The sequence below is a fragment of the Comamonas testosteroni genome, from assembly GCF_030505195.1.
GTDB lineage: Bacteria > Pseudomonadota > Gammaproteobacteria > Burkholderiales > Burkholderiaceae_C > Comamonas > Comamonas testosteroni_G.
Genome location: NZ_CP129672.1, coordinates 2875223 through 2902023, shown reverse-complemented (window position 1 = coordinate 2902023; position 26801 = coordinate 2875223). Strand labels below are relative to the sequence as shown.

24 protein-coding genes are annotated in these 26801 nt (G+C 63.1%); 9 read left to right on the top strand and 15 right to left on the bottom strand.

Features of this window, described 5'->3' with window-relative positions:
- Positions 1 to 48: 48 nt before the first annotated feature.
- Positions 49 to 924: a creatininase family protein gene (locus tag QYQ99_RS13290; RefSeq protein WP_302093037.1), complete on the bottom strand. Its 876-nt coding sequence runs from the start codon at positions 922 to 924 to the stop codon at positions 49 to 51.
- Positions 925 to 1020: 96 nt separating this feature from the next.
- On the opposite strand from QYQ99_RS13290, the gene QYQ99_RS13285 reads away from it, so the two are divergent.
- Positions 1021 to 2679, top strand: coding sequence for an MATE family efflux transporter (locus QYQ99_RS13285; RefSeq protein ID WP_302093036.1), 1659 nt, complete (start codon positions 1021 to 1023; stop codon positions 2677 to 2679).
- On the opposite strand, the gene QYQ99_RS13280 is transcribed toward QYQ99_RS13285, so the two are convergent.
- Positions 2666 to 3640, bottom strand: coding sequence for a Bug family tripartite tricarboxylate transporter substrate binding protein (locus QYQ99_RS13280; RefSeq protein ID WP_302093035.1), 975 nt, complete (start codon positions 3638 to 3640; stop codon positions 2666 to 2668). The genes QYQ99_RS13285 and QYQ99_RS13280 overlap by 14 nt on opposite strands.
- A 219-nt stretch (positions 3641 to 3859) precedes the next feature.
- Between QYQ99_RS13280 and QYQ99_RS13275 the strand changes: the two genes are divergently transcribed.
- Positions 3860 to 6148 (top strand): protein-disulfide reductase DsbD family protein, encoded by a 2289-nt coding sequence (locus QYQ99_RS13275; RefSeq protein ID WP_302093034.1) that lies wholly within the window; start codon positions 3860 to 3862, stop codon positions 6146 to 6148.
- A gap of 30 nt (positions 6149 to 6178) precedes the next feature.
- Here the strand turns inward: QYQ99_RS13275 and QYQ99_RS13270 are convergent, their stop codons facing one another.
- The gene (locus QYQ99_RS13270) at positions 6179 to 6565 is read right to left on the bottom strand and encodes a VOC family protein (RefSeq protein WP_012836833.1); all 387 of its coding nucleotides are present in this window, start codon (positions 6563 to 6565) and stop codon (positions 6179 to 6181) included.
- Between the two features lie 326 nt (positions 6566 to 6891).
- Here QYQ99_RS13270 and QYQ99_RS13265 point away from each other — a divergent pair, with 326 nt between their 5' ends.
- Positions 6892 to 7407, top strand: coding sequence for a hypothetical protein (locus QYQ99_RS13265; protein WP_302093033.1), 516 nt, complete (start codon positions 6892 to 6894; stop codon positions 7405 to 7407).
- Positions 7408 to 7469: 62 nt separating this feature from the next.
- Here QYQ99_RS13265 and QYQ99_RS13260 read toward each other — a convergent pair whose 3' ends face one another.
- Positions 7470 to 8336 (bottom strand): GNAT family N-acetyltransferase, encoded by an 867-nt coding sequence (locus tag QYQ99_RS13260; protein ID WP_302093032.1) that lies wholly within the window; start codon positions 8334 to 8336, stop codon positions 7470 to 7472.
- A 216-nt stretch (positions 8337 to 8552) separates the two neighbouring features.
- Between QYQ99_RS13260 and hemE the strand changes: the two genes are divergently transcribed.
- The 3 genes from hemE (at position 8553) to QYQ99_RS13245 (ending at position 13838) form a co-directional block, all read left to right on the top strand.
- On the top strand, positions 8553 to 9668 hold the full coding sequence (gene hemE / locus QYQ99_RS13255) for a uroporphyrinogen decarboxylase (RefSeq protein WP_302093031.1): 1116 nt from the start codon (positions 8553 to 8555) through the stop codon (positions 9666 to 9668).
- A 660-nt stretch (positions 9669 to 10328) separates the two neighbouring features.
- Entirely contained in the window at positions 10329 to 12521 is a 2193-nt protein-coding gene (gene priA, locus QYQ99_RS13250) for a replication restart helicase PriA (RefSeq protein WP_302093030.1), read from the top strand.
- 195 nt (positions 12522 to 12716) lie between these two features.
- Positions 12717 to 13838: an asparaginase gene (locus QYQ99_RS13245; RefSeq protein WP_302093029.1), complete on the top strand. Its 1122-nt coding sequence runs from the start codon at positions 12717 to 12719 to the stop codon at positions 13836 to 13838.
- A 175-nt stretch (positions 13839 to 14013) separates the two neighbouring features.
- Here QYQ99_RS13245 and QYQ99_RS13240 read toward each other — a convergent pair whose 3' ends face one another.
- From QYQ99_RS13240 to QYQ99_RS13220, 5 genes are all read right to left on the bottom strand, one after another.
- Positions 14014 to 14964 (bottom strand): AEC family transporter, encoded by a 951-nt coding sequence (locus QYQ99_RS13240; protein WP_302093028.1) that lies wholly within the window; start codon positions 14962 to 14964, stop codon positions 14014 to 14016.
- 127 nt (positions 14965 to 15091) lie between these two features.
- Positions 15092 to 15451, bottom strand: a complete 360-nt coding sequence (locus QYQ99_RS13235; protein ID WP_003078024.1) for a hypothetical protein — start codon at positions 15449 to 15451, stop codon at positions 15092 to 15094.
- A gap of 85 nt (positions 15452 to 15536) precedes the next feature.
- On the bottom strand, positions 15537 to 15938 hold the full coding sequence (locus QYQ99_RS13230) for a roadblock/LC7 domain-containing protein (protein ID WP_302093027.1): 402 nt from the start codon (positions 15936 to 15938) through the stop codon (positions 15537 to 15539).
- Positions 15935 to 16501: a GTP-binding protein gene (locus tag QYQ99_RS13225; RefSeq protein WP_302093026.1), complete on the bottom strand. Its 567-nt coding sequence runs from the start codon at positions 16499 to 16501 to the stop codon at positions 15935 to 15937. Before QYQ99_RS13225 ends, QYQ99_RS13230 begins: the two co-directional genes overlap by 4 nt.
- Entirely contained in the window at positions 16498 to 17286 is a 789-nt protein-coding gene (locus tag QYQ99_RS13220; protein ID WP_302093171.1) for a hypothetical protein, read from the bottom strand. Before QYQ99_RS13220 ends, QYQ99_RS13225 begins: the two co-directional genes overlap by 4 nt.
- 229 nt (positions 17287 to 17515) lie before the next feature.
- Between QYQ99_RS13220 and QYQ99_RS13215 the strand changes: the two genes are divergently transcribed.
- Genes QYQ99_RS13215 through QYQ99_RS13205 form a run of 3 tightly spaced genes read left to right on the top strand, consistent with a single transcriptional unit; the run spans position 17516 to position 21282 of the window.
- Positions 17516 to 19588: an ATP-dependent helicase gene (locus QYQ99_RS13215; RefSeq protein WP_302093025.1), complete on the top strand. Its 2073-nt coding sequence runs from the start codon at positions 17516 to 17518 to the stop codon at positions 19586 to 19588.
- Positions 19589 to 19597: 9 nt separating this feature from the next.
- Positions 19598 to 20026, top strand: coding sequence for a hypothetical protein (locus QYQ99_RS13210; protein WP_302093024.1), 429 nt, complete (start codon positions 19598 to 19600; stop codon positions 20024 to 20026).
- 41 nt (positions 20027 to 20067) lie between these two features.
- A complete protein-coding gene (locus tag QYQ99_RS13205) occupies positions 20068 to 21282 on the top strand; it encodes a phospholipase A (RefSeq protein WP_302093023.1) in 1215 nt (404 codons plus the stop codon).
- Between the two features lie 38 nt (positions 21283 to 21320).
- Here QYQ99_RS13205 and QYQ99_RS13200 read toward each other — a convergent pair whose 3' ends face one another.
- From QYQ99_RS13200 to QYQ99_RS13175, 6 genes are all read right to left on the bottom strand, one after another.
- A complete protein-coding gene (locus QYQ99_RS13200; protein WP_302093022.1) occupies positions 21321 to 21992 on the bottom strand; it encodes a GDSL-type esterase/lipase family protein in 672 nt (223 codons plus the stop codon).
- A gap of 180 nt (positions 21993 to 22172) precedes the next feature.
- The gene (locus tag QYQ99_RS13195; RefSeq protein ID WP_182285441.1) at positions 22173 to 22565 is read right to left on the bottom strand and encodes a RidA family protein; all 393 of its coding nucleotides are present in this window, start codon (positions 22563 to 22565) and stop codon (positions 22173 to 22175) included.
- A 2-nt stretch (positions 22566 to 22567) separates the two neighbouring features.
- A complete protein-coding gene (locus tag QYQ99_RS13190; protein ID WP_302093021.1) occupies positions 22568 to 23029 on the bottom strand; it encodes an acyl-CoA thioesterase in 462 nt (153 codons plus the stop codon).
- 78 nt (positions 23030 to 23107) lie between these two features.
- Entirely contained in the window at positions 23108 to 24718 is a 1611-nt protein-coding gene (locus QYQ99_RS13185; RefSeq protein ID WP_302093020.1) for a benzoate-CoA ligase family protein, read from the bottom strand.
- A 55-nt stretch (positions 24719 to 24773) separates the two neighbouring features.
- Complete coding sequence (locus QYQ99_RS13180) at positions 24774 to 25937, bottom strand: acyl-CoA dehydrogenase family protein (RefSeq protein WP_302093019.1); 1164 nt, start codon at positions 25935 to 25937, stop codon at positions 24774 to 24776.
- Between the two features lies 1 nt (position 25938).
- Positions 25939 to 26793 (bottom strand): enoyl-CoA hydratase family protein, encoded by an 855-nt coding sequence (locus tag QYQ99_RS13175; protein WP_302093018.1) that lies wholly within the window; start codon positions 26791 to 26793, stop codon positions 25939 to 25941.
- Positions 26794 to 26801 lie beyond the last annotated feature (8 nt).

The following is a 26801-nucleotide window of genomic DNA, read 5'->3' as shown; positions in this document are numbered from 1 at the left end:
AAAATGTATCTCAAATGCATATTGCCATTGCGCAATAAGCTCCTGAATTCAAAGCGGCTGCGGCTGATTCCCCACCGTGCTCAGTGGCAGGTCATGAATCTCGCACAGCAACCTGACCAGGCCCTGCGCCGATGAACGCACCATGGCCGCGCCTCGCTCGGCCGTCGCGGCGGCGGAATTGCCCACGGCTCCGACCGGGTTGTAGTCCTCGATGGCCCAGCCCAGCTTGGCGCTGCGGCCATTGCCGATGAAGTGGTATTTGCCGGCCCGCAGCTCCGAGCTGGAGGCGAAGTTCTGCGCACGCTCCATATGCACGGTCTCGGGCGCCAGGTGCAGCATCATCGATGTCTCCACTTCGCCGCCGTGAACCCCGAAGCGATGCTCATGCGCGCAGAACTGCTGGTTGGCCGCGTCGTCCACCAGCCCGAACCAGCTGGCGCTGTAGACCAGCAGGCCATGCCGGATGCGCAGCTCGCGCGCAACGATGTCCATCACGCTGACCTGGCCGCCATGGCCGTTGAGCAGCAGCAGCTTCTTGATGCCGGCGCGTGCCACGCAGGTGCCCAGCTCCGTCCACAGCGCAATCAGCGTGGCGGGCTGCAGGCTCAAGGTGCCCGCATAGTGCGTATGCTCGACCGAAAAGCCGATGTTCTGCGGCGGCAGAAACAGCACTGGCAGCTCGGCAGGCAACTGCGCCAGAGCGGCATCGATGACGCCATCGATCAGGCTGGCATCCACCGACAGCGGCAGGTGCGGCCCATGCTGCTCCACCGCCGCCACGGGCAGCACGGCCACGGTATCGGCGGCCAGACCATTGCTCTGGGCCAGGGCAAAGTCATGGGCCGAGGCCTGGGCCCAGAAGCGTGACGGCCAGCGGGGAAGCGCGCTTGCGGGAGTGGTCGGGATATTGCTCATGGCCATCATCGTAGCTGCGCCAGCACCACAAAACCACGTCTCGCTCCCGACTTCGGTCCGGCCTCCCGTCATCCGCAACCGGACGACATGCCCCACAATGGCCCGATGCCTGAAGCCTCCGCAAGCGCCCCGCGCCAGAGTGCGCGCACCGCCACCTCCAAGCCCCAGACCCGCGACCTGACCCAGGGCCCGATTGCCAGCACCTTGCTGATCTTTGCCCTGCCGATTCTGGCCGGCAATGTGCTGCAGTCGCTCAACGGCTCGGTCAATGCCATCTGGGTCGGCGGTCACCTGGGCGAGGCCGCACTCACGGCCACCGCCAATGCCAACAATGTGATGTTTGCGCTGATCGGTGCGGTGTTCGGCATCAGCATGGCGACCAATATCCTGATTGCCCAGAGCATTGGCGCGAAAAACATCGCGCAGGCCAAGCGGGTGCTTGGCACCAGCGCAACGTTCTTTGGTGTTGTTTCACTGCTGATTGCCTTGCTGGGCTGGCCACTTTCGCGCCATCTCATGCAGTGGATGAGCACCCCCGAGGCGGCGCTGCCGCTGGCCGAGGCCTATCTCAAGGTCATCTTTCTGGCCATTCCGCTGCTGTTCATGTTCAGCTTTGTGACGGCGGCCCTGCGCGGCGCGGGAGACACCCGAACGCCGTTCTGGTTTCTGCTCGTCGTCGTGGCACTGGACATGGCGCTCAACCCTGTGCTGATCTTTGGCTGGGGGCCCGTGCCGCGCATGGGCATCCAGGGCTCGGCGGTCGCCACGCTGATTGCCAATGCCGTGAGCTTTACAGCCCTGCTGGGCTGGCTGCGTCTGCGCCGCCACCCGCTATGGATAGGTCGCCGGCAGTTGGGGCTGTTCAAGCCCGATCTGACGATTGTGCGCACTCTGGTGGTCAAGGGCCTGCCCATGGGCGTGCAGATCGTGATGATCTCGCTGGCCATGATCGCCATGATCTCCATGGTCAACGAACACGGCGTGCAGACGGCATCCGCCTATAGCGCCGCGCTGCAACTGTGGACCTATGTGCAGATGCCGGCCATGGCCATGGGCGCAGCCTGTTCGTCCATGGCGGCGCAGAACGTGGGCGCGGGCCTCTGGAAGCGTGTCAGCGCCACGGCCCATGCCGGCATGCTGGGCAATCTTGCGCTGACCGGCAGCCTGATCGCCCTCATCGTGCTGCTGGACCGCCATGTGCTGGGCTGGTTTCTGCCCGGAGGCAGCCCCTCGCTGGAGGTGGCCCGCCACCTCAACCACATCGCCATCGGCTCCTTCCTCTTCTTCGGCGTGACGTTTGTGCTGGCCGGCGTGGTGCGTTCCACGGGGGCGGTCATGGCGCCGGTGCTCATTCTGGCCATTGCCATGTGGGGCATACGCGTTCCCGTGGCACGCTGGCTGCAACCCGTGATGGGCGTGGATGCCATCTGGTGGAGCTTTCCCATCAGCTCCGTCTGCTCCATGCTGATGATGCTGGCCCATTACCGCTGGGGCAACTGGCGCAAGGCGCACATGCTGCCGGCTGCAGCCCAGTCCCCGGCGCAGCCCGCAGGGATGGAGGTGCCGACGCAGGCCCAGGCGAGCGAGGAGTTCGAAGCACAGGCCCCCGTGGACAGCGATGCGCTGATGGCCCGGGCCGCCCCCTGCGAGCGCATCGCCATCCCGGCCGAGGTGGGCGGCCAGCCGCCCAGTACCGTGGCCACCCTGGCCACGGATGCGGGTACGGGTACGGGTGCGCCACCGCGCGACGCTAACCCAGGGTGATGCCCGTTTCCTTGACGACGCGCTTCCAGCGCTCGTGGTCGGCGGCGATGAGCCGTCCGAACTCCTCGGGCGTACTGCGCCGCGGCAGATAGTTGTAGCCGGCGAGCCTGGCCGTCACATCGGGCATCTGCATGATCTTGTCCATCTGCTGGGCCAGATAGCCCACGACCTCCTGCGGTGTGCCCTTGGGCGCCAGCAGGCCCGACCAGGAACTGAAATCCATGCCCCCTATGCCCAGCTCGCGCAGCGTGGGCACCTGCGCCAAGGCCGGTGCACGCTGAGGCAGCAGCACGGCCAGGGCCTTGACCTTGCCCGCGCGAATCATTTCCGCCGAGGTGAAGGAGTCGAACGAGAAGTCCACCTCGCCCGCCACCACGGCCTGCATCTGCGCGCCCGTGCCCTTGTACTGGGCATTGACGATGCCGGGCACCTCGACCACCTTCTTGAACTGCTCGGTGATCAGCGAAATCATGCTGCTGCCCGAGGAGGCGCTCAGCGGTCGGCCCTGCCTCGCCATGGCGATCAGCTCCGGCATGCTGCTGACAGGCAGGTCCTTGCGCGCAATCACCACAAAGCCCACATCGCACAGATGACTGATGGGCTCGAAGCTGGCCAGCGCCTCGTAGCTGGTCTTGTAGAGCACGGGACTCAGGGTCTGCGCTCCTGCCGTGTTCATCAGCAGCGTGTAGCCATCGGGCGCGGCGCGGGCCGCCAGCTCGGAGCCAATGACACCGTTGGCGCCGCCCTTGTTGTCGACCACAAAGGACTGGCCCGTGATTTCGCCGAGCTTTTGCATGGCCAGCCTCGCCACCACGTCCGTGGTGCCCCCGGCTGGAAACGGCACGATGACCCGTACCGGCTTGTCCGGATAGCCGGGCGCTGCGGCCGCATGCCAGGGCAGCGCGGTGGCAGCACAGGCAGCCGAGGTGGCAAGAAAGCGGCGGCGTGAAGTATTCACCATAATGCTTGTCTCCTGTCATTGCCCGGCAACGGACTGCGGCGACCGGCTCCGGCTGCGGGCTGCGGGCTGCGGGCTGTTTGAGCCTTGTAGGCCAGGCCATGATGGAGTCCACCCGCGCCTTCTGTCCAATACCATGCGCCTATGCAAGCATTGGTTTTGCCAATCGGCCGCCCCCGTGCAGGGAACCAAAAACACCGCCACCGACTCCCACCGTCCGCCATGTCTTCTCAAGCCCCTTCCCTGACCGCCGGACCCCGCAGCCTCTCGCAGCACCTTTCACTCTGGCTGATGCTGGCGCTGACCGTCTGGGTCTGTGCCTTCTCCACCGGTGCCGGCGCGCAGATCCTGCTCAAGAATGCAGCTTCGGGTGGCGCCACCGTACAGACGCCGCGCGTGCAGGCCGAGCTGGTGGCCCAGGCCCCCGAGGGCATTGCCGCCGGCCAGATCTTCTGGCTGGGGCTGAAGATCACCCATCAGCCCGAATGGCATACCTATTGGAAGAATGCCGGCGATTCGGGCCTGCCCACCGTGCTGCAGTGGCAGCTGCCCCCGGGCCTGGAGGCCGGCCCCATCGACTGGCCGCTGCCTCATGCGCTGCGCCTGGGGCCCCTGGTCAACTATGGCTATGAAGACACGGTGCTGCTGCCCGTGCCCATCAAGGTCGCGGCCGATTTCAAGGCACCGGCCTCCGGCATGGTGGATGTGGGCCTGGCCGCAGAATGGCTGGTCTGCCGCGTGGAATGCATTCCCGAATCCGGCAACTTCCAGCTGCAGATCCCCGTTCAGGGCAGCAGCGCCTCGCAAAGCCAGGCCTTTGTGCAGGCCCAGGCCGGCCAGCCCCAGACGCTGAACCAGAGCGGCCAGGCCCTTGTTGAGTCCGGCAAGGCCGAGGGCGCGAACCTGCCCGACGACCGCGTGACACTGCGCATACCCGGACTGCCCGCCAGCCTGAGGGGCAAGACACTGGAGTTCTATCCCGAGAATGCCGACACCTTCAAGCATGCCGCAGAGTCAGGCAAGGACTGGAAGCAGTACTGGGACGGTGAGGTATGGGTGGGCGAGAACATGCCCCTGTCCGATATGCGCGGCGAAACTGCGGCGCAACTGGCCGTGGTGCTGGCCCTGCCGCCCGCTGAGCGCGCTGCCGCGCTGCAGCGCGGCGAAAGCGCTGGCTGGCGCAGCGAGCTGGCCGTGCAGGGCCGCTGGAGCGCCCCCGCGCTCGCAGGCGTTTCTCCGGCCCTGGCCGCAGCGCTGGAGGCCAACAAGACCGCTTCACAACCCGCAACGACAGGCAATACGGCCACGGCAGGCAGCCTCTGGGCAGCACTGCTGGGCGGTTTGATCGGTGGCCTGATCCTCAACCTCATGCCCTGCGTGTTTCCCGTGCTGGCCATCAAGGTACTGGGCTTTTCGGGTCATGGCCAGAACCGCCATGCCCAGAAACTGAGCGGCCTGGCATATACCGCAGGCGTGGTGCTGTCCTTTGTGGCACTCGGCGCACTGCTGCTGGGCTTGCGCGCGGCGGGCCAGCAGCTGGGCTGGGGCTTCCAGCTGCAGTCGCCCGTGGTGGTGTCGCTGCTGGCGGCGCTGTTCACCGTGCTGGGACTGAATCTGGCCGGACTGTTCGAGTTCGGCAATCTGCTGCCCAGCAGCATTGCCAGCGCCCAGGCGCGCAACCCGATGTTGGACTCCTTTCTCTCAGGCGTGCTGGCCGTGGCTATCGCATCGCCCTGCACAGCGCCCTTCATGGGTGCCTCGCTGGGCTTTGCCATCGATATGCCAGCGGCGCAGGCGCTGACGGTGTTTGCAGCGCTTGGCATGGGGATGGCCCTGCCCTATCTGCTGGCCAGCTTCGTGCCCGCAGTCGTGAGCTGGTTGCCTCGCCCCGGGCCCTGGATGCAGACCTTCCGCCACGCAATGGCCTTCCCCATGTTTGCCACCGTGGTCTGGCTGGTGTGGGTGTTGGGTCATCAGGGCGGCATGGATGCAGCGGCGGCCCTGCTGGCACTGCTGCTGGTGCTGGCCGCGCTGATCTGGGCCCTGGGCCTGCGCGGCAAGAGCCGCCTGAGCCTCGGAGCGCTCGCCTTGCTGCTGGCTGTTGGCGTGGCCTATTACGCCCTGCCGCTGATCAAGGCAGAACCTGTGGATCAGGTCAGGGCACAGGCCGGTGAACTCTGGCAGCCCTGGTCCGCAGACAAGGTTCAGTCGGCCCAGACTTCGGGCCAACCGGTGTTTGTGGACTTCACGGCCGCCTGGTGCGTGACCTGCCAGGTCAACAAGCGCACCACACTGAACAATGCAGAGGTACTCGCCGCCTTTTCACAGCACCAGGTGCAGTTGCTGCGCGCCGACTGGACACGCCAGGACCCGGCCATCACCCGGGCACTGCAATCGCTGGGGCGCAGCGGCGTACCCGTCTACGTGCTGTACCTGCCCGGCAAGCCGCCTGTGGTGATGAGCGAGTTGCTCTCCAAGAGTGAGGTACTTGACGCACTCCAACAGATCTAGGCCATTGCTGCGCGCAGAGCATGACGCAATTCAGGCTGGCGCCACCTCCTCGTGCAGGCAGAGGTAATTACCCTCCGTGTCCTTGAACCAGGCAGCCTTCTCGGACCCCAGCACGCAGACATGGTTGACGGTCTTGAAGTCGGGAAAGTCGTAGTCCTCAAACACCACACCCCGGCTTTTCAGTTCCCGAATGCTTGCAGCGATGTCGGGCACCCGGAAGCTGATGGCAGTGTGCTCGGCCTTGGTGCCGCCAGGCTTTGGAAAGAGCGCCAGCGCACTGCCGCCAACCAGGTAGACAAACTTTCCATCGGGCCGCAGCTCTCCTGGCTGCAGACCCAGACTTTCTTCGTAGAAAGCACGAGCACGCGCCATATCCATCACCGGCAGCATCGTCGTCACAGCAGAATGGCTCAGCATAAGAACTCCTTTGCCCGGCACTGCGGGATCATGGCCCTGAGTCGAGCAGACCAAGCTTAGTCCCAGGGGTGGGCAGATGCCAGCCCCGGCCAGCTCAATGAACGTGGCGCAATCAACTTTACGACTGGGCACATCGGTCTGGCCCTGCTCAAACCGGCAGCTTCGGCATGGATTGGAGAGCGACTTCAAACAGGCGCACAGTGCCTATGGCACAAACTAGGCAAAAGCTCTAGACTGGAACGGCCCACAAGCCAGGCGCAACCGCAGTTTCCAGCCTTGCGCGCGTTGACCACTGCGGACTGCCTGAACTGCACAGGAGGTAAGCCATGCATGCCAACCTTATCCACCAGCCGTCTCACAAACGTCTTTGCCTGTTGCGTGCACTGGCGCTGGCCAGTCTGGCAATCGCCGGTCTGGCCCTGCCCTTTGCCTGGGACGTCCTGGCCAGTATCAACAGCATGCCCAAGATGCACTGGTTGCAACAGGCACTGGCGCAGGCTCCTGCCTTCAGCTGGCTGATGATGTTTGTCTGGGGCGGAGCCATACCGGTGGTCTTGCTCAAGAGCATGGACCAGACGCCATCACACAAGCTTCGTACCACGGTGGTGATGCTGATCCTGATGTGGATCGCCGTCACCTGGTATGTGCACATGCCGGCCAGCAATCAGTGCAGCGCGCTTTATGGGTCCTGGGATTGGGCCTGCTCTGTTCTGCAATGGGGCTACAGCATGAGTCTGGTGCTGTCCATTGCAGCCTATGCCTTCCTCATGCTGGGCCTGATGGTTACGGCGCTGGGCCTGTTTGCCGAAGGTCTGGAAGATAAGCCCAGCCACGCTGGATGACCCGTCCAGCCATCAAAAAAGCCTGTGGCATGGCCACAGGCTTTTTGCTTCCTGCCCTCGCCTCAGGCCTTCATGCGCCAGAACAGTCGGCGGTAGCGAGAGGGTAGATCCTGCATGCGCATCATGATGGGCAGATCGGCCGTATTGAAGTCGCTGTCCCAGGCCGGCGCCCCCAGCACCTTGGCACCGGCACGCAGATAGCCCTGAATCAGCGCTGGCGGCTCGACCTTCAACGCATCAGCCGAGACATTGCTGATACAAGCCAGCTCCTCGGGCAGGGCTACGCGGGGACGCACCTGCAGCTCGGACTCGGCCAGATGGCTCTGGCGCAGTTGCTGCCAGATGCGTGCCGGGCCTTCGCCATGGGCCAGACCCGGGTACTGCATGGGGATGCTGGCGCAGCCCACCATGGCCTCGAGCCGGTTGCGCTGCATGAATTCGGCCAATGCTCCCCAGAGCGCCAGAATCACGCCGCCCTGGCGATGCTCCGCATGCACGCAGCTGCGCCCCAGCTCGACCATCTGCGCACGCCAGGCGTTGATGGGCGAGAGATCGAATTCCTGATCGCTGTACAGACCGCCGGCACGCTGGGCCTGAGCGGGAGTCAGCAGACGGTAGGTGCCGATCACCTTGTTCTGCTCTTCATCGCAGACCATCAGATGCTCGCAGAAATCATCAAAGACATCGATATCGTAGCCAGCCACGGGCGTCTGCAGCACTGCCCCCATTTCTTCGGCAAAGATCTGGTAGCGCAGGCGCTGCGCCTGACGAACCTCATCCAGATGTCGGGCCCAGCGCACCTGCAGGCGCAAAGCGGGCGCGGCAGCATGCACGGGACTGGCGGGGCGATGGGAAAGCGAGGGAGCCGATGACGGTGTCGTCGCGATGCTCTGCCCATTCAGCGCATCAAGAATCTCGGGATGCCTCATGTCTGCTTTCCTCCGGTGTTGGACGCAGTTGGCGGCCTGCCTGTGCCACACGGTGTGTCTGCGTGGCGTCATTGTGGAAAACACAGATGAAGCCCGCGCGACATTTGGATGACGGTTGCATGACAAACCATGGCAACCGCCATCCCTGCGCAGAGAGCTGAATTGCTGCTCGGGATTGTGGTGAATGGGAAAGCCGGAGTGGGCGACAATCAGCATATGAGTTTCGCCCCCCTGACCAATGACACCTTCCTGCGCGCATGCCGTCGCCAGGCTACTGACTACACGCCCCTGTGGCTGATGCGCCAGGCGGGACGCTACCTGCCCGAGTACAAGGCCACCCGCGCCAAGGCCGGCAGCTTCATGGGCCTGGCCACCAATGTGGACTACGCTACCGAGGTGACCCTGCAGCCGCTGGATCGCTTCCCTCTGGACGCGGCCATTCTGTTCAGCGACATCCTGACCGTGCCCGATGCCATGGGCCTTGGTCTGTCGTTCGCCGAAGGCGAGGGGCCGCGCTTTGCCAAGGTCGTGCGCGACGAGGCAGCCGTGGCGGAGCTGGCCGTGCCCGACATGGACAAGCTGCGCTATGTGTTTGACGCCGTCACCAATATCCGCAAGGTGCTCAATGGCCGTGTGCCGCTGATCGGCTTCTCGGGCAGCCCCTGGACACTGGCCTGCTACATGACCGAGGGCAAGGGCAGCGATGACTACCGCACCGTCAAGTCGCTGATGTACTCGCGCCCCGACCTGATGCACCGCATCCTGGAAGTCAACGCCGACAGCGTGGCCCAGTACCTGAACGCCCAGATCGATGCCGGCGCCCAGGCCGTGATGATTTTTGACAGCTGGGGCGGCGTCCTGGCCGACGGCGCGTTCCAGGAATTCAGCCTGGCCTATACCAAGCGCGTGCTGGCTCAGCTCAAGCGCACCGGTGTCGATGGCAGCGATGTGCCCCGCATCGTCTTCACCAAGGGGGGAGGCATCTGGCTGCAGGACATGAAGGACATCGACTGCGAGGTGCTGGGTCTGGACTGGACGGCCAACCTGGGCAAGGCTCGCGCCATCGTGGGCGGCGAGGTTGGCGGCCCAGGCAAGGCACTGCAAGGCAATATCGACCCCAATGTGCTGTTTGCCGCGCCCGAGCAGGTCGCCGCCCAGGCGCGCGCCGTGCTGGACAGCTTTGGCAAGCCCCATACCGACAAGAGCACCACCGGCCCCACCCATATCTTCAATCTGGGTCACGGCATCAGCCAGTTCACCCCGCCCGAACATGTGGCCGCGCTGGTCGAGGCCGTGCACAGCCACTCGCGCCTGCTGCGCACAAAGGGCTGACTCCGCCTGCAACCGATGCCTTCCCTGGCATTTGTTGCAGAACAACGGCCCCCAATCACCCGATAAGATCAAATGGTTATTGAACGACAATCACCGGCCTGAGATGCAGTAAAGCGGCAGCAAATCATTGATTTCAAATCACTAAATCTCAGACCCTGAAAAATTCGGCGCCAGCAGTGTTTGGCGCTTTTTTATTTTTTCACCGACCGCTGCGTCGATTGACGGAAGTTATCCACATAGGGATGCTCCGAGATAACTGCACGTCTCATGGCTGCTTGCTCTAGTGCTATTTTTTTGAGAAGTTAAGGACTTTGCGCTGCGGTTTGAACGCATTTAGGTTTAGGGAGCTTCTCGGTTGACAGTGACTCATCGCCTGATTTATGCACAGATATGGCGAGGCAGACTCCCTGCCAACACTCTGCCAAGGCAAGCTCCCCATCGCGCCATGAATACATATAAGTCTTTGTTTTAAATAAATTAATTATTCAACCACTCAGTCATCCTGCCGGCTTGCCAACGCGAACAGGACTTGCTCAGGCCTTTCGCGCATATTGTTTCTCACAAAGTTATCCACAGAACGCAAAGCCTTTGCAGGCCTCAAAATCTGCTATAGCTCTGAGGAGCTGCGGCCTCCGCAGCGCCTTCCCCTGATCCAACTCCATGCCCCATATCGTTTACGTTGCCGTCCAGACCCCTGCCCACAGCGCCGTAGGTGATCTGTTGAGCTACGTTAGCGATGCATGGCTGGAGCCCGGCACCTTGGTGCGCGCTCCTTTGGGAAAGAGAGAATTGCTGGGGGTGGTCTGGGATACGCCCGCGGCCCCTGAAGCCATTCCAGACGGGGTGGAACTGCGTCGCATTGCCGGCCTGCTGCAAGGCATAGAGCCGCTGAACCAAGCCTGGCGACGGCTGGTGGCTTTTGCCGCGCACTATTACCAGCGCAGCTTGGGCGAGATCGCCGTCACCGCGTTGCCGCCTCAGTTGCGCGATATGTCGCCCGAACAACTGGCACGGCGGCTGGCTCCGCCCAAGACGGCCAAGACACCGGCCGGCAAGCGCAAGAAGGCACAGGCACCAGTTGCCGAAGCAGCACAAGCGAGCACCGAGACGATCGCTCACGCGCCGGACGCCAGCAGCGCAACGCCTTTGCTCGCACTCAGCGCCGAGCAATCCTCGGTTTTCGAGCAAATTGAGCAAAACCCAGGCCCGTTCCTGCTATACGGCAGCACGGGCAGCGGCAAGACCGAGGTGTATCTGCGTGCAGTGCAAGCCGTGCTGGATGCCAACCCAGAGGCTCAAGCCCTGGTGATGGTGCCAGAGATCAACCTCACGCCTCAGCTGGAAGAGCGATTTATCGCCCGCTTCGTGCCTCAGTACGGCAAGGATGCCGTAGTCAGCATGCACAGCGGCATGACCAACCCGCAGCGTCTCAAAAGCTGGCTGGCCGCTCACACGGGCCGCGCCCGCATCGTGCTGGGTACGCGCATGGCTATTTTCGCCAGCGTGCCGCAACTGGCGCTGATTGTGGTCGACGAGGAGCATGACGCCAGCTACAAGCAGCAGGAAGGCGCACGCTATTCGGCACGCGATCTGGCCATCTGGCGCGGGCGCGATGCCGGCGCCAAAGTCATTCTGGGCAGTGCCACACCGTCGCTGGAGAGCTGGCATGCCTCGGAACCCGAAGTCGGCCGCTACCTGCGCCTGCATATGCCCAGCCGCATCGGCGCGGCCGGATCAGGCGCGGCCAGCCTCCCCAAGGTGAGAATGGTGGACATGGGCCAGCAGCCCAAACGCGCCGTGTTCTCGCCTGCGCTGATCGAGGCCATCACCAAGCGCGTCGAACGCGGCGAGCAAAGCCTGATTCTGCTCAACCGCCGCGGCTTTGCCCCCGTGCTGTTCTGCGCCGACTGCAACTGGAAAAGCGACTGCCCCCATTGCAGCGCTCACCAGGTCTTTCACAAGGGCGACCGCACACTGCGCTGCCACCACTGCGGCTTTACCCAGCGTGTGCCGTTTGCCTGCCCTAGCTGCGGCAACCCCGACATCCTGCCGCTGGGCAAGGGCACGGAGCAGTTGCAGGAAGAGCTGGAGCGGCTGCTGCGCAATGTGCAGCGCCCCGACGGCAATCCGGCCCGCGTGGCGCGCATCGACGCCGACACCACCAAGGCCAAGGGCAGCCTGCAGGAGCAGCTGGCCCAGGTGCATGCCGGCGATGTGGATGTGCTGGTTGGCACCCAGATGGTGGCCAAGGGCCATGACTTCCGGCGCATCACGCTGGTGGCGGCGGTGCAACCCGACAGCGCGCTGTACTCCAGCGACTATCGCGCCCCGGAGCGGCTGTTCTGCCTGCTGATGCAGGCCGCAGGGCGTGCCGGGCGCGACGCGCAATATGTGAAGGCCCAAGGCAGCCATCCGGAGATGTGGATTCAAAGCCACGACCCGCAAAACGTCGTCTACACCGCACTGCGCAAGCATGACTACCCGGCGTTTGCCAGGCAACAGCTCAAGGAACGGCTGGATGCCGGTATGCCGCCCTATGCCTTCCAGGCCATAGTCCGGGCCGATGCACGCACTCAGGAAGCCGCACAGGCCTTTCTGAATGCCGCCACCCAGGTCGCCAAAGAGGCCAGGCTGCCTTATCTGGACGAAGTGTTCATCTACCCGCCAATCCCCATGGCGGTGCAGCGCGTGGCCAATGTGGAACGTGCCCAGATGCTGCTGGAAGCCGCAAGCCGCAGCGCCCTGCTGCGCTTTCTCAATGCCTGGCAGCAGTATCTGCACTGGCTGCGCACTCTGCCCGAGCACAGGCCGCTGGTGCGCTGGCTGGTGGATGTGGATCCGCTCAGCATTTAAAGCCTCTAGGAATTTAAGGTTTTTAAGTCTTCAGGCCTTTACCCATAAGCCCTGACAGCTATTAATTTATATAAATTACAGGCGCTTGGCAAATCCATCGGGATTTGCGCGAATGGGCAAGCCGGCATGGCTATTGCATGGTGTGAGGCTCGGCTCCACAAGAGGCCGTTTCATTCAATCACGGAGCACTACTTCATGCAAAAACAAGTCTTCCGCCAGTCCTTGCTGGCCGCCACCATTGCCGTTCTGGGCGTTCTGTCCGGCCCCGGCGCAGCGCTGGCGCAGGATGCATCGCCTGCGGCCGCGCAGGCGGCCAAGGCGCAGGCAGCCAAACCCAATGTGGTGGTGCTGGCCACGGGCGGCACGATTGCGGGTGCCGGTGCCTCGACCGTCAACAGCGCCACCTACACGGCCGCCAAGGTGCCTGTGGACAAGCTGCTGGCCGGCCTTCCCGAGCTGGCCCAGATCGCCAATGTGCGCGGCGAGCAGGTGTTCCAGATCGCGTCCGAGAGCTTTACCAACGACAATCTGCTGACCCTGGCAAAGCGTGTCTCGCAATTGTCCAAGCAGCCTGATGTGGACGGCATCGTCGTCACCCACGGTACGGACACTCTGGCCGAGACGGCCTACTTCCTGAGCCTGACCGTGCACACCGACAAGCCCATTGCCGTGGTCGGCAGCATGCGCCCGGGCACGGCCTTGTCCGCCGATGGCGCGCTGAATCTGGTCAATGCCGTCAGCGTGGCAGGCTCCAAGGACGCCAGGGGCAAAGGCGTCTTCGTCACCATGAATGACGAGATCAACACCGCCCGCGATGTGAACAAGGACATCAACATCCAGACCGGTGCCTTCAAGAGCCAGTGGGGCCCGCTGGGCATGGTGGTCGAGGGCAAGAACTACTGGTTCCGCGCCCCCGTCAAGCGCCACACCATGAACTCCGAGTTCAATATCGACAACATCGACAAACTGCCTCAGGTGGACATCGTCTATGCCTATGGCAGCGTCCAGCCCACGGCCGTGAATGCCCTGGTCGATGCCGGCGCCAAGGCCATCGTCCATGCCGGCACCGGCAATGGCTCGGTGGCCGACCGCATGGTCAAGCCGCTGCAGGATGCACGCGGCAAGGGCGTATTCATCGTGCGCTCGTCACGCGTGCCCTACGGCTTTGTGCTGCGCAATGCCGAGCAGCCCGACGACAAGTACGACTGGGTGGTCGCCCACGATATGCGCCCCGAAAAAGCACGCCTGCTGACCATGCTGGCGCTGACCAAGGGCGCCAATACCAAGGAACTGCAGCGGATGTTCTGGGAGTACTGAGCACTCCCCCTGAGGCGCTTCGCGCCTTCCCCCTCTCTCTTCGGGAGGGGGACGACACCCTCGGTGCGGGACGGCCCTTCCTCGGTGTCTCTTTGCGAGGACATGCTTGGTTAAGGTCTCGATTAAAACAGCGGCTTGCGTATACAGGGTGTGCGCAAGCCGCTCTTGTTTTTGATCAGGTCATCAGCGCCACCGCGGCGGAGAAACTGAGGAAGGCCAGGCTGGTCGATACCAGGATGATGCGCGCCACGCGGCCGCTGTGGGCGCCGTAGCGCTCGGTCAGCAGCGACACATTGCTGGCCGAAGGCAGGGCCGCCAGCAGCACCAGCACCACCAGGGTTTCGTGCTGAAGCCCCAAGCCCATGGAGATCGCCGCCAACCCGACAGTCCAGACCAGCAGCGGATGGACGAGCAGCTTGGCCAGCGCAATCGGCACATAGTCGCGCGCCGCCACGCGCTCATGGCTGTTCATCTGCGAGCGCGCCAGCACCGCACCGATGGTGAACAAGGCCACCGGCGAAGCCGCTGCGGCCAGCATGGCCACGGTCTTGTCCACCGGGCCGGGCAACACCCAGCCCATGGCCGACGCCAGACCGCCCAGAAGAATCGACCAGGGCATGGGATTGGACGCCATGCCCTTGAGCGAATTGCGTACCGCCAACCAGATCCCCTGCCCTCCCGCCAGATCAAGCCGCGACAGCGCAATGCAGGCCGAGGTGGTGATGACCATGTCGATGGTCATGGTCACGATCACCGGCCCCGCGCTCTGAGCGCCGAGCAGCGCCGCCAGCATGGGCACGCCCATGAAGCCTGTGTTGGGAAACGCGGCCACCAAAGCGCCGAATGCGGCATCGTTCCAGCCCAGGCGTCTGCGTGTCAGCAACACGGTCACGCCCACCATCAGCGCCGCACAGAACAGATAGACCAGGGTGACATGGATATCGAGCAGCTGATGAATCGGCGTCTGCGCGCCAAAGCGGTATAGCATGCAAGGCAGCGCGAAGTACAGCACAAAGGCATTGAGGCCAGGAATGGCCGCCTGGGGAAGGACGGCGCGCCATGTGGCGGCAAAGCCGCAAGCCACCAATGCAAAGAAGGGGAAGGTGATGAGTAAAACGGACAACACGCACAAATTGTGACAGCGACCGGCTCCAACCCTCTCGCGGCCTTCTATGAAAATTTTTCAGTGCAGACCTACCCCAAAACAAAGCCTGCGCAAGGCAGGCTGCTGTGACAGATACGAGGACAGCGCGTCAGAGCTTGAGTTCCTTTTCCACATCGGCAGTCTTGCGGCGCGCCAGCGCCAGGTTGGCACGAGCCTTGTCCAGCACCAGATAGAAGAACACGCCATCATTGGCGGCCACGGGACGGATGATGTGATATTGCTTGCCCAGAGTGATCAGTATGTCGTCGATCTGGTCGTTGAGATTGAGCATGCGCATGGTCTTGATCTTGGCACGCACGACCTCGGTGTTGCCGGCCGCAGCCAGCTCCATGTCCACGCCGCCGCCTACGCTGCCCATCAGCATGCCGCTGGCGCTGTCCACGAGAGCGCCACAGACGGCACCGTCTGTGGTCATCAAAGCGTTCAGAGAATCCTGGATAGAGGCCATAAATCCACCTTTTGAAAAAGCAAGACAAGGAACTCGCGCGCCAGAGGCGCACCCACTCAGACTCAGAACTCCAGTGAACCTGTGATCAAGAGGGCAGGTACCCTGTGGCGACCTCACCGGCCGCCCACAGCGCGCGACCCAGCAAGGCGTTCTGATCCACCACCAGGCAGAGCACGGCCGGGAAGGAGCCGTTCACCGCCTGGAATACCACCGTGCCCGACTCCGTCTCGAAGGTCAGGCGCTTGCAATCCTTGTGTCCGATCTCATTGGCCACGGCCTTGGCCATGGCCATGAGCGAGCCCGCCATGGCCGACAGTCGTTCGGTCGGCAGTTCGCTGCGAATGCGCAGCGCTGAAATCTCGAAGCCGTCAGGGGTGCAGAGCAAGGCGATGTGGACGCCCGCCACCGGGGCGACCACGCGCGCCAGGATTTCCTGACCGGCCTCCACGACATGTCGCGGAATCACGAGGGAGGTATGGGCCTTCATAGAGTTTGACTTTGCAAGGACAACAGCGATGCAAGCACGCTCAGGGCATCCAGCATCTGCTGGCGATCACGTGGATCGGCCTCAACAAGCGGGGTGAGGTCATGGCCTTTGGCAACCAGGGCGGAGCTGAATGCCTCCAGCCTTGCTCCGCTGGCGGGACGGCAACTGAGAATGACCATCAAAGGTGCCCGGTCCAGCTCTGCGATCCCCGTCAGCATCTCGCAGGCGTAGTCCACCGCGCCCGCATCGTTGACGTCCACCATCAGCAACGCGCCCACCGATGCAGAGAGCACCCAGCGGCGCACGAAATCAAAACGATCCTGACCAGGGCTGCCTACCAGTTGCAGTCGCTCTCCAGAGCCCAGGTCAATCTCGCCAAACTCCGCTCCGACCGTGGTGAACTCCTTGTGGTGCGCCGCCTTGTCCAGGTTGCGCACATCGCTGCCCGCCATGAGTTCCCCGCACAGGCTGCGCAGAGCCGTGGTCTTGCCTATGCCCATGGGCCCCAGCAGACTCACCCGCAGCATGCCCTGACCAGGCTGCATGGGCATGAAAGATGTCATGTACGTCCTCCACGGGTAATCCAGCCCGTCAGCTTGCTGATCCATTGCAGCGGCGCGGCAGCGGCCGGCTGCCTGGCGACGCTCGGCTTTGCAGCGGCGGCGGGCTCCTCGCTGCCAGACTGGCTGCAGCTCAGCACGGACTGGAGCTGGGGCAGCGACAACAGTGCCCAGAGTTGCCGCATCTCGATACCGGCATGTTCGGCCAGCGATCTGGCATCGATGGGCCCGCGCGACAGCAGCGCCAGCACGCGCATGTTCTGCGCGCTGTTGGCGCCGCCGGGCAAGGCGATCCAGGACTTGATCTGAAAGCGATGCAGGCAGCCAGCCCCCTGCTGCTGAAGCTCCTCCAAGGCGCGCTGCAGGCTCAGGCCTGCGCTGCTGCGGTGTCCAGCCCTCCAGTCCATGAGGAAAACCGCGGCCCGGTCGAGCATGTCGATCAGGTCTGACAACGTGAAGTCCACATCAAGATGTATTACCCAGCCCTGGGAAGAACGCCCCAGCGGCTGCATGGCAGGCTCGCCGCCGAGATAGACCACGCAAGGGGCTCTCGCCTCGGCCCTGGCCAGCAGGCTATCCAGCCCTTCGATCACCAGCACTTCGGCCGCATGACGCGGAACCTGACGCCAGGCGGAAAGCGACTTGCGCGCTGCGACGGCGAACAGCGCTTCAAAGCGCTGCTGCAAGGCAGGCGTCCAAAGTTCTGCGGCCAAGCTCACTTCACCGATGGTTCTCGCCATGCACAGCACCCTGACTGTTGAGGAAAAGACGATGGATCCCTCAACCATCGACAATTCGCTGGCGCTGTCGGGATCAAGGCCGGACACGATGCAATCTTCACGCTACACAACTAACACCTTATTACAACAATTATTCAAGTAACAGCAGAGCGCACGTGTAGGTGAAGGGCTCGCTGAGTCCCTGATTTTTGTCAGTTGTGAGCGCTGTCATCAGGGCTCTTTACAGCGAAGCGGTATGCTCCCAGTCCTTGTTTTTGATGATGGGTCACTCTGCTTCATGTCTGCTGGTCTCAACCTCGCTCAGCTCCAGGCCGTGCATTACACCGAAGGTCCATGCCTTGTTTTGGCAGGTGCCGGCTCGGGCAAGACCCGTGTGATTACGCACAAGATCGGCCGTCTGATCGAAACCGGTCTGGCGCCACGGCGCATTGCCGCTATCACTTTTACCAACAAGGCCGCCGCCGAAATGCGCGAACGCGCCGCAGGTCTGATAGGCCGCCAGGCCAAGGAGGTGCTGATCTGCACCTTCCACTCGCTGGGCGTGCGCATGGTGCGCGAGGACGGCCACATTCTCGGTCTCAAGCCTCAGTTCAGCATTCTGGACACCGATGACGTCACCGGCATCCTCAAGGACTGCGCAGGCGGCACCACCGATGTGGCGACGGCACGCCAGTGGCAGTGGACCATCAGCGGCTGGAAGAATCAGGGCTGGGACAGTCGCAAGGCCCTGGCCATGGCGCAGGACGACAACGAACGCAGCACCGCGCTCATCATGCAGCGCTATGAGGAGCGCCTGACCGCCTACCAGAGCGTGGACTTCGACGACCTGATCGGCATGCCCATGCGTCTGCTGCGCGGCCACCCCGAGGTGCGCGAGAAATGGCAACGCCTGCTGGGCCATGTACTGGTGGACGAATACCAGGACACCAATGCCACGCAGTACGAGCTGCTGAAATTCCTGGTGGGTGAGCGCGCCCACTTCACGGCCGTGGGCGACGACGACCAGTCGATCTACGGCTGGCGCGGCGCCACGCTGGACAACCTCAGGAAGCTGCCCGTGGACTTTCCGCAGCTCAAGGTCATCAAGCTGGAGCAGAACTACCGCTCCACCAGCGCCATCTTGCGCGCCGCCAACAATGTGATCGGCCCCAACCCCAAGCTGTTTCCCAAGACACTGTTTTCGGAACTCGGCGAGGGTGAACCCGTACGCATCGTCGACTGCGACACCGAAGAGCACGAGGCCGAGCGCGCCGTGGCCCGCATCCAGAGCCTGCGTGCCAATATGAACCCGCAGCCCGCGTGGAAGGACTTCGCCATCCTCTACCGCGCCAACCACCAGGCCAAGCCCTTCGAGAAGGCGCTGCGCAAGGCCAACATCCCCTACAAGGTCTCGGGCGGCACCAGCTTTTTCGACCGCGCCGAGATCAAGGACCTGTGCGCCTGGTTCCGTCTCTGGATCAACAACGACGACGACCCGGCGTTTCTGCGCTCCATCGGCACCCCCAAGCGCGGCATTGGTCACACCACGCTGGGCAAGCTCGGGGAATTCTCCGCTGCGCACAAGCTCAGCATGTTCGGCTCGCTGTTCAATGCGATGCTCCCGGAGGCGCTGCCACGCAAGGCCTTCGACAGCCTGCTGGAATTCGGACGCTACATCAACGACCTGGAATACCGCGCCCGCCACACCCTGGGCTTTGAAGCCTCACGCAGCTTTCTGATCGACTGGCTCAAGGAAATTGGCTACGAACAGTATCTGTATGACAGCGAAGACAGCGAGTCCGTCGCCGCCGCGCGCTGGAGCAATGTGCTGGAGTTCTGCGACTGGATGGCCCAGCGCGCCGGCGGCCAGATAGAAGATGCTGCAGGCGCCGGCACCCAGACCGAGGTCAAGAGCCTGCTGGAGGTCTCGCAGAACATTGCCCTGCTGTCCACCATCAGCGAGCGCGAGAAGGAGCAGGACATGGTCGTGCTCTCCACCCTCCATGCCTCCAAGGGTCTGGAATGGCCCCATGTCATGCAGGTCGGAGTGACCGAGGGCATGCTGCCGTTCAAGCTCGACGACGACGACGGCAAGCAGCAAAAGGTCAGCGATGAAACGGCAGCGCGGCTGCAGGAAGAACGCCGCCTGATGTATGTGGGCATCACCCGTGCCCAGCGCACGCTGGCCGTGAGCTGGACCAAGCGCCGCAAGAAAGGCCGCGAAATGGTGGCCTGCCAGCCCAGCCGCTTCATCAAGGAGATGGGCCTCGATGCAGCCACGGCCAAGGAAGACCCGCGCGAGAAGCTGCGCAAGCTGCGCGAAGAATTTGCGGCACGCAAGAATCAGGCGGCGCCGGGCGCCACCAACTGAAGACCCGAAATGACTTTGAGAACCTTGATATTCATAGCTGCCAGCGCTTTTTCCATCAATGCTTGCGCGCAGTTCGACGCCAAGCCCGCCAGCACTTGCACGCAAGACTGGCAGATGAGCGACAAGCAGCTGCAAGGCGTATGGACGGGCTCCGTCGCCGGCAGTGAGGAAACCGCCCGCATGGTGCTGGGCCCGCACCCCGAATGGGAAGGCAATGTCAAAGGCAGCATCAGCCGCCCGGGCAGCAGCCACCCCATGGTCGGCGATGTGAACGAAGGCACGGTCACGCTTGAGGAAAGCGCAGACGGCTCACGCATCACCTCCACCTGGCTGGGTGAGGTGGTCGAGGGCAGCTGCGGTACAGAAATTCACGGCAGTTACCAGGAGGGGGAAAATGATCCACCCCGCGCGTTCATCATGCGCAAGGCCCAACCCTGAGCAGGGTCGGGCCTTGTACTGCCTGTGCATTGATTGATCCCATGAGTATTCGCTTCTTCACCCAGTCCCCCCTGACCCTGAGCATAGGCTTGACACTGGTCGGCGGCCTGAACCCGGCCACCGCCAGCAGCGCGGAACTGCCGCCCCCCGAAAGCTGGCAGCAATGCTCTGCCACCACCAGCAACAATGATCGCCTGGCCTGCTTTGATGCCTGGGCACTCAAGCAAGGCCCGGCGGTTGCGCCACAGGCCACCGGTTGGAGTGCGCCTGCAGCCAGCGCACAAGCTGCGCCTGCTCTCACTGCCGCGACCGCCTCGGCCAACGACGCCGCGCCCGCCAGTGCGGCTGCGGCGACTGTCGCCAGCGCCGATAGAGGCCTGGGCCTCTCGCCCACCAACGGCGGCTGCCGCGATCCGCGCTACACCGAGGTCTCGCGCTACTTCGAGCTGGAGCCCGGTACGGACTGCGGCACCTTCAACTTCCGCGGCTATCGCCCCATGTCGGTCTCCGTGGTGGTGGGCGACGAGGTCAATCAGCAGCCCTATTCACCCAGCCGAGGCCTGGCAACCGAGCAGCCCTACCAGAAGCACGAGATGCGCCTGCAGCTCTCGGCCCGCACCAAGATTGCCTCCGGCCTGCTGACCGGCCCCACCTCGAAGGGCAAGGATTCGCTGTGGTTCGGCTATACCCAGCAGTCCTACTGGCAGCTGTTCAACGGCGATATTTCGCGCCCTTTCCGCACCACCGACCACGAGCCCGAGGTGTTCTACGTCTACCCGACGGACGCCCAACTGCCGCTAGGCTGGCGCTGGCGCTACTCGGGCATAGGCATAGCGCACCAGTCGAACGGCCAGAGCAACCCGCTTTCGCGCAGCTGGAACCGCTGGTATCTGATGACCGGGGCCGAGCTGGGCAACCGCTGGCAGCTGCATCTGAAAGCCTGGCAGCGCATGAAGGAAAGTGCGCTTGAGGACGACAACCCCCATATCCAGGACTACATCGGTCGCGGTGAAGTCAAGCTGGGCTGGAACGTCAACGAGCAGAACTACCTGGGCCTGACCGCACGTGGCTCGCTGGGCAAGGGCAAGGGCTCCGGTCGCATCGAGTGGCTGCGCACTCTGGGCGAAGGCTGGAACGGCGGCAAGAGCAATCTGCGCCTGCATGTTCAGCTGTTCAGCGGCTATGGCGACAGCCTGATCGACTACAACAACAAGCGCACGGTACTCAGCGTGGGCCTGAGCCTGCTGGACTTCTGAAGCCGGCTTGGCCCTCGGCCGCTGGGCCGAGCCGTGATTTACGCCAGAAAACCAGAAGCCCGGGCTTGAGCCATCAGTAGTTCGGTGAACCGCGCATAGCCTGCGGCATTGGCATGCACCTGATCGGCGCGCAAGGCACTATTGCCCAGCACCTCGCTCCAGGCATCGGGCAGCAATGCCACCCGGTTTTCCTTGGCCAAGGTTTGGTAGATGGAGTGATCCTTCATGCGCCCCGTCAGCGCGGCACCCAGGCTCAGCTCCGGCACGGCCACCAGCAGCACGGGCGTCGCCCTTGCTTTGCACAGCTGCAGCATGCGCGTGATCTCGCCTTGCACAACTTGCTCGCTCCTGCGCTGCAGCCAGTCGTTGCCACCCGCGCACAGAATTGCCAACGATGGCCTGTGCTCATCGAGCAGCCCCGGCAGACGGTCCGCAATCTGTTTGCTGGTCTCGCCCGAAACACCGGCATTCACCACCTTCCAGCCCGTGCGCTCGGCCAGCAGGCTGGGGTAGCCGGCATCTGCATTGGCGCCAACACCTTGCGTCAAGGAGTCTCCAAGCGCCAGCACGGTAGCACCGGCAGGAACGGCAGCGGCCTTGGGTGTCTTCTTGCCACAGGCACTTAGCAGCATGGCGCCACCCGTCAGCAATGCTGCGGCACGCATGCCTTGAAGGACATGGCGTCGGTACGGGTCAAATATCGGTTTCATGGCATCTCACAAAACAGCGGGTTTGCAACGGCTGGAGGGCAGCTCCTTGGGCCTGAGGATAGCTCAGCCTCTGCCGCCCCTATGCAAACCGCGCTGCACCACGGTAAAACTGCAAAGGCAGCAGCCGTAAAAAAACCACTGCGCCCAAGGCCCAGCGGCTATGCGTGTGCAGATTGCCAATCAGTCGGGCACGACTGCCGTCACCTCGATCTCCACCTTGGCCCGGTCCTCGATCAAGGCCGCCACCTGCACGGCCGTCATGGCCACGTTGAATGAACCAATCAGCTCGCGATAGGCCTTGCCGATCTCGGCCTGCTGTGCCAGATATTCCTTCTTGTCGGTGATGTACCAGGTCATGCGCACGATATGTTCGGGCCTGGCTCCACCGGCCTGCAGCACCTCGACGATATTGTGCAGAGCCTGTCTGGCCTGCGCCGCGAGGTCGTCGGTATGAAACCGGCCCTCGGCGTCCCAGCCAATCATGCCGGCCACATAGATCTGGCGGCCGCTGACGGCTACGCCATTCGCATATCCCTTGGGCCGAGGCCAGCCCGGAGGCAGCAGTACTTGCATGTTCAACTCCTGTTTTCTGTTGGATTGGATGAACTTTGCCAACGCTCGATTGCGTGGCGGATATGTTGCGGCGCAGTGATGGCCTGATGGGTTTGAAGACTGGTGAAGACCAGCACTTTCTGCGCCCTCACACGCAGCTGTCCGTCAGGGCCTGTGCAGTCCACATCGAGTGTCAGCGAACGATTGCCCAGTTTGGCAGCCGACAGGCCCAGCGCCACAGTTTCACCCATGCGGGTGATGGCGCGAAAATCGCACTCCAGGTGCACGATGGGCAGACCCACCTTGTCCTTGTGCACCATGTCCGCATAGCTCAGGCCAAGTGCGTGGTTGAACCAGTCTTCGACCAGCCCGTTGAACAGCACCAGATACTGCGGAAAGAAGATGATGCCCGCCGGATCGCAGTGCGCAAAACGAATCGGCGACTGCGTCACAAAGCGTTTTGAAGCCATTGCCACTTCATTCATACCCAAACAGCTCCTTCAGCAAAATCTGCCTGCAGCGCTTTTCAATCAGCGCGTGCAGCTTTTTTAAAAACATAGCAATCAGGTTTGATGCAGGCGAAAGCGCTGCAACTTGCCCGTGGCCGTGCGTGGCAGTTGATCGACGAACTGTACGGCCCGTGGATATTTGTAGGGTGCGACCTGGCTCTTCACAAAGTCCTGCAGCTCCATGACCATGGCATCGCTGGCCACATGGCCGGCACGCAGCACCACAAAAGCCTTGACGATCTGGCCTCGCTCGCTGTCAGCCACGCCAATCACCGCGCATTCCGCCACAGAACCGTGCTGCATCAGGGCTTCTTCGACTTCAGGCGCGGCGATGTTGTATCCGGCCGAGATGATCATGTCGTCGGTGCGTGCCTGATAAACGAAATAGCCATCGACATCCATCAGATAGGCATCGCCCGTCAGATTCCAGCCCCGGCTCACATACTTGGCCTGACGGCTGTCGTTGAGATAGCGGCATCCCGTGGGTCCCTGCACGGCCAGTCTGCCCACGGTGCCGGGCGGTACCTCGAGCCCCGCATCATCCACCACCTTGGCACGATAGCCGGGCACGGCCTTGCCGGTGGCACCGGGACGAGCCTCCTCTTCGCGGTGCGAGATGAAGATGTGCAGCATCTCGGTGGAGCCGATACCGTCAATGATCTCAATACCGGTCGCCTCCTTCCACAGCGCTCGTGTGGAGGCGGTCAAGGCCTCGCCCGCCGACACGCATTTGCGCAACCGGGTGCGGCGGATGCGCTCGCCCTGCTGGGCCATCACACGGTAGGACGTAGGCGCCGTGAACACCACACTGGCACCAAATCGCTCAATGCCATCGACCAGTTGCACGGGGCCGGCTTTCTCCAGCAAGGCCATGCTGGCACCGATGGACATCGGAAACAGAACCTGCCCACCCAGCCCGAAGGTGAATGCCAGCGGCGGGCTGCCTATGAACACATCGTCGGCATTGGCACGCAGCGTATGCACGGGCCAGCAGGCGCAGACCGCCATCACATCACGATGAAAATGCATGGTGGCCTTGGGCACGCCCGTGGTGCCCGAGGTGAAGCCCAGCAGGCAAGTATCGGTCGCGGCGGTTTCCACGGCCTGGAAGTCATCGCCCGCCTGCTCCATCAGGCGCTCCAGTGCATCGGCTTGCACACTGTTGAAATAGCGCACGGCCTTGAGCGTGCTGGTTTTTTCCTGTGCGCCCTGTACCTCGGTGCGCAGCGCCGCATCGCACAACGCATGGCTGACTTGCGCTATGTCGATGATGGTGGACAGCTCCTTGGCCCGCAGCAGCGGCATGGCGGCCACGGCAATGCCCCCGGCCTTGATGACGCCAAACCAGCAGGCCACCATCATGGGGTTGTTGGGTGCGCACAGCAACACGCGATTGCCGGGCTGCAATCCCAGCTCCTGCGTCAGCACATTGGCGATGCGATTGGCCTTGAGCTGCAGATCCGCATAACTCCAGCGCAGGCCTTCGGCCTGAATGCACAGGCGATCACCGCGCCCCTCGCTCACATGTCTATCCAGCAGCTCCACGGCACAGTTCAGGCGCTCGGGGAACCGCAGCTCGGGCAGCTCGAAAATGAACTCGGGCTGCTGCTCGGGTGGCGGCAGGTTGTCGGCAGCAAAGGTATCGATATGCGCGGTGTACGACATGACTCACACTCCTTTTGGCCAAAACAGGCTGATGTTCTTTTTGGGGTGAGCGCTTTCAGCCATGGTTTTTGATGAGGTCACGACCGATGATGAGCTGCTGCACCTCGGTCGCGCCTTCGTAGATGCGCAGGGCGCGAATCTCCCGGTAAAGGCGCTCCACGGGCTGCTCGCTGACCACGCCCAGGCCGCCCCAGATCTGCACGGCGGCATCGATCACCTGCTGGGCGTTTTCGGTCGCCGTCATCTTGGCCATGGCGGCTTCCCGTGTCACGTTCTCGCCTTGGTCGCGCAACCAAGCTGCGCGATAGGTCAGCAGCGCCGCGCTGTCGATCTGCGTGGCCATCTGCGCCAGCTTGGCCTGGGTGAGCTGGAAATCGGCCAGCACGCCGCCGAACATCTTGCGGCTGGTCGCGCGCTGCAAGGCCTCATCCATGGCACGACGCGCAAAGCCCAGCGATGCGGCGGCCACCGAGGTGCGGAACACATCGAGCGTGCGCATCGCCACCTTGAAGCCCTCGCCCGCCACGCCAACGCGCTGAGCGGCAGGTACGCGGCAGTTCGAAAACTTCAAACGCGCCAGCGGGTGCGGTGCGATGACGTCGATGCGCTCGGCCACTTCGAAGCCCGATGTGTCGGCGTCCACAATCAGCGCGGACAGGCCGTGCGAGCCGGCAGCCTCGCCGGTACGCACAAAAACGACATAGAAGTCGGCGATGCCGCCGTTGGAAATCCAGGTCTTTTCGCCGTTGATCACATAGTGATCACCTTCCAGCCTGGCCTCGCAGGCCATGGCCGCCACGTCCGAGCCGGCGTCGGGCTCGGACAGCGCAAAGGCCGAGATCGCATCGCCCCTGGCCACCAGGCTCAGATAGCGTTTTTTCTGCTCCTCGCTGCCCGCCAGAGAAATCGCCCCCGAGCCCAGACCCTGCATGGCAAACGCAAAGTCGGCCAGCCCGCTATGACGCGCCAGAGTCTCCCGGATCAGGCAGATGGCTCTTGTATCAATATGCTCTGCGGCACCGCCATAGGCCGTGCCCGCAACCGCATGACGCAGCCAGCCAGCCTCGCCCAGGGACTTGACCAGTTTGCGGCATTCGGCATCCACATCGGGGCCATGCGCATGTGCAATGCTCTGCCTTGCCCAGGCATCCAGCGACTGTGTCAGACGTGCGTGATGGGGCTCGAAAAAAGGCCACTTCAGATAGCTGGTGTCTGCCATGTCAGTTTCCTTGAAAGACCGGTTTTTGCTTGGCGACGAACGCGTGATAGGCACGCGAGAAATCCTCGGTCAGCATGCACAGCGCCTGGGCCTGCGCTTCGGCTTCAATCGCCTGCTCAATCGTCATGGCCCATTCCTGGTGCAGCATGGTCTTCGTGATGCCGTTGGCAAAGCTGGGCCCGGCGGCCAGATCGGCGGCCAGCTTCTGCGCATCGGCCGGCAAGCTCTCGGGCTCACACAGACGGTTGAAGAAGCCCCAGCGTTCGCCCTCCTCGCCGCCCAGGCTGCGTCCCGTATAGAGCAACTCACTCGCACGGCCCTGGCCAATGATGCGCGGCAGCATGGCGCAGGCTCCCATATCGCAGCCCGCCAGCCCCACGCGGTTGAACAGGAACGCAGTCTTGCTGCGCGCAGTGCCAAGGCGCATGTCCGAGGCCATGGCCATGATGGCCCCAGCACCCGCGCACACCCCATCGACTGCCGCAATGATGGGCTGCGGACAGGCCCGCATGGTCTTGACCAGCTCGCCCGTCATGCGGGTGAACATCAGCAGCTCGGGAGCCTTGAGCGCGACCAGCGGACCGATGATTTCATGCACATCACCACCCGAGCAGAAGTTGCCGCCCGCGCCGACCAGCACCACGGCCTTCACATCCTGCGCCCACTTGAGCTGATGAAACAGGTCGCGCAGCTCGGCGTAGGAATCAAACGTCAGCGGATTCTTGCGCTCCGGACGATTGAGAGTGATGGTTCCCACGCCATCTGTCACCTGCCACTGGAAATGCGTGGCCCTATAGCCCGCCAGCAGCTTGTGATTGCCAGCTTGCAGCGCTGGATCGATTGCATATTCACTCATGTCTGTCT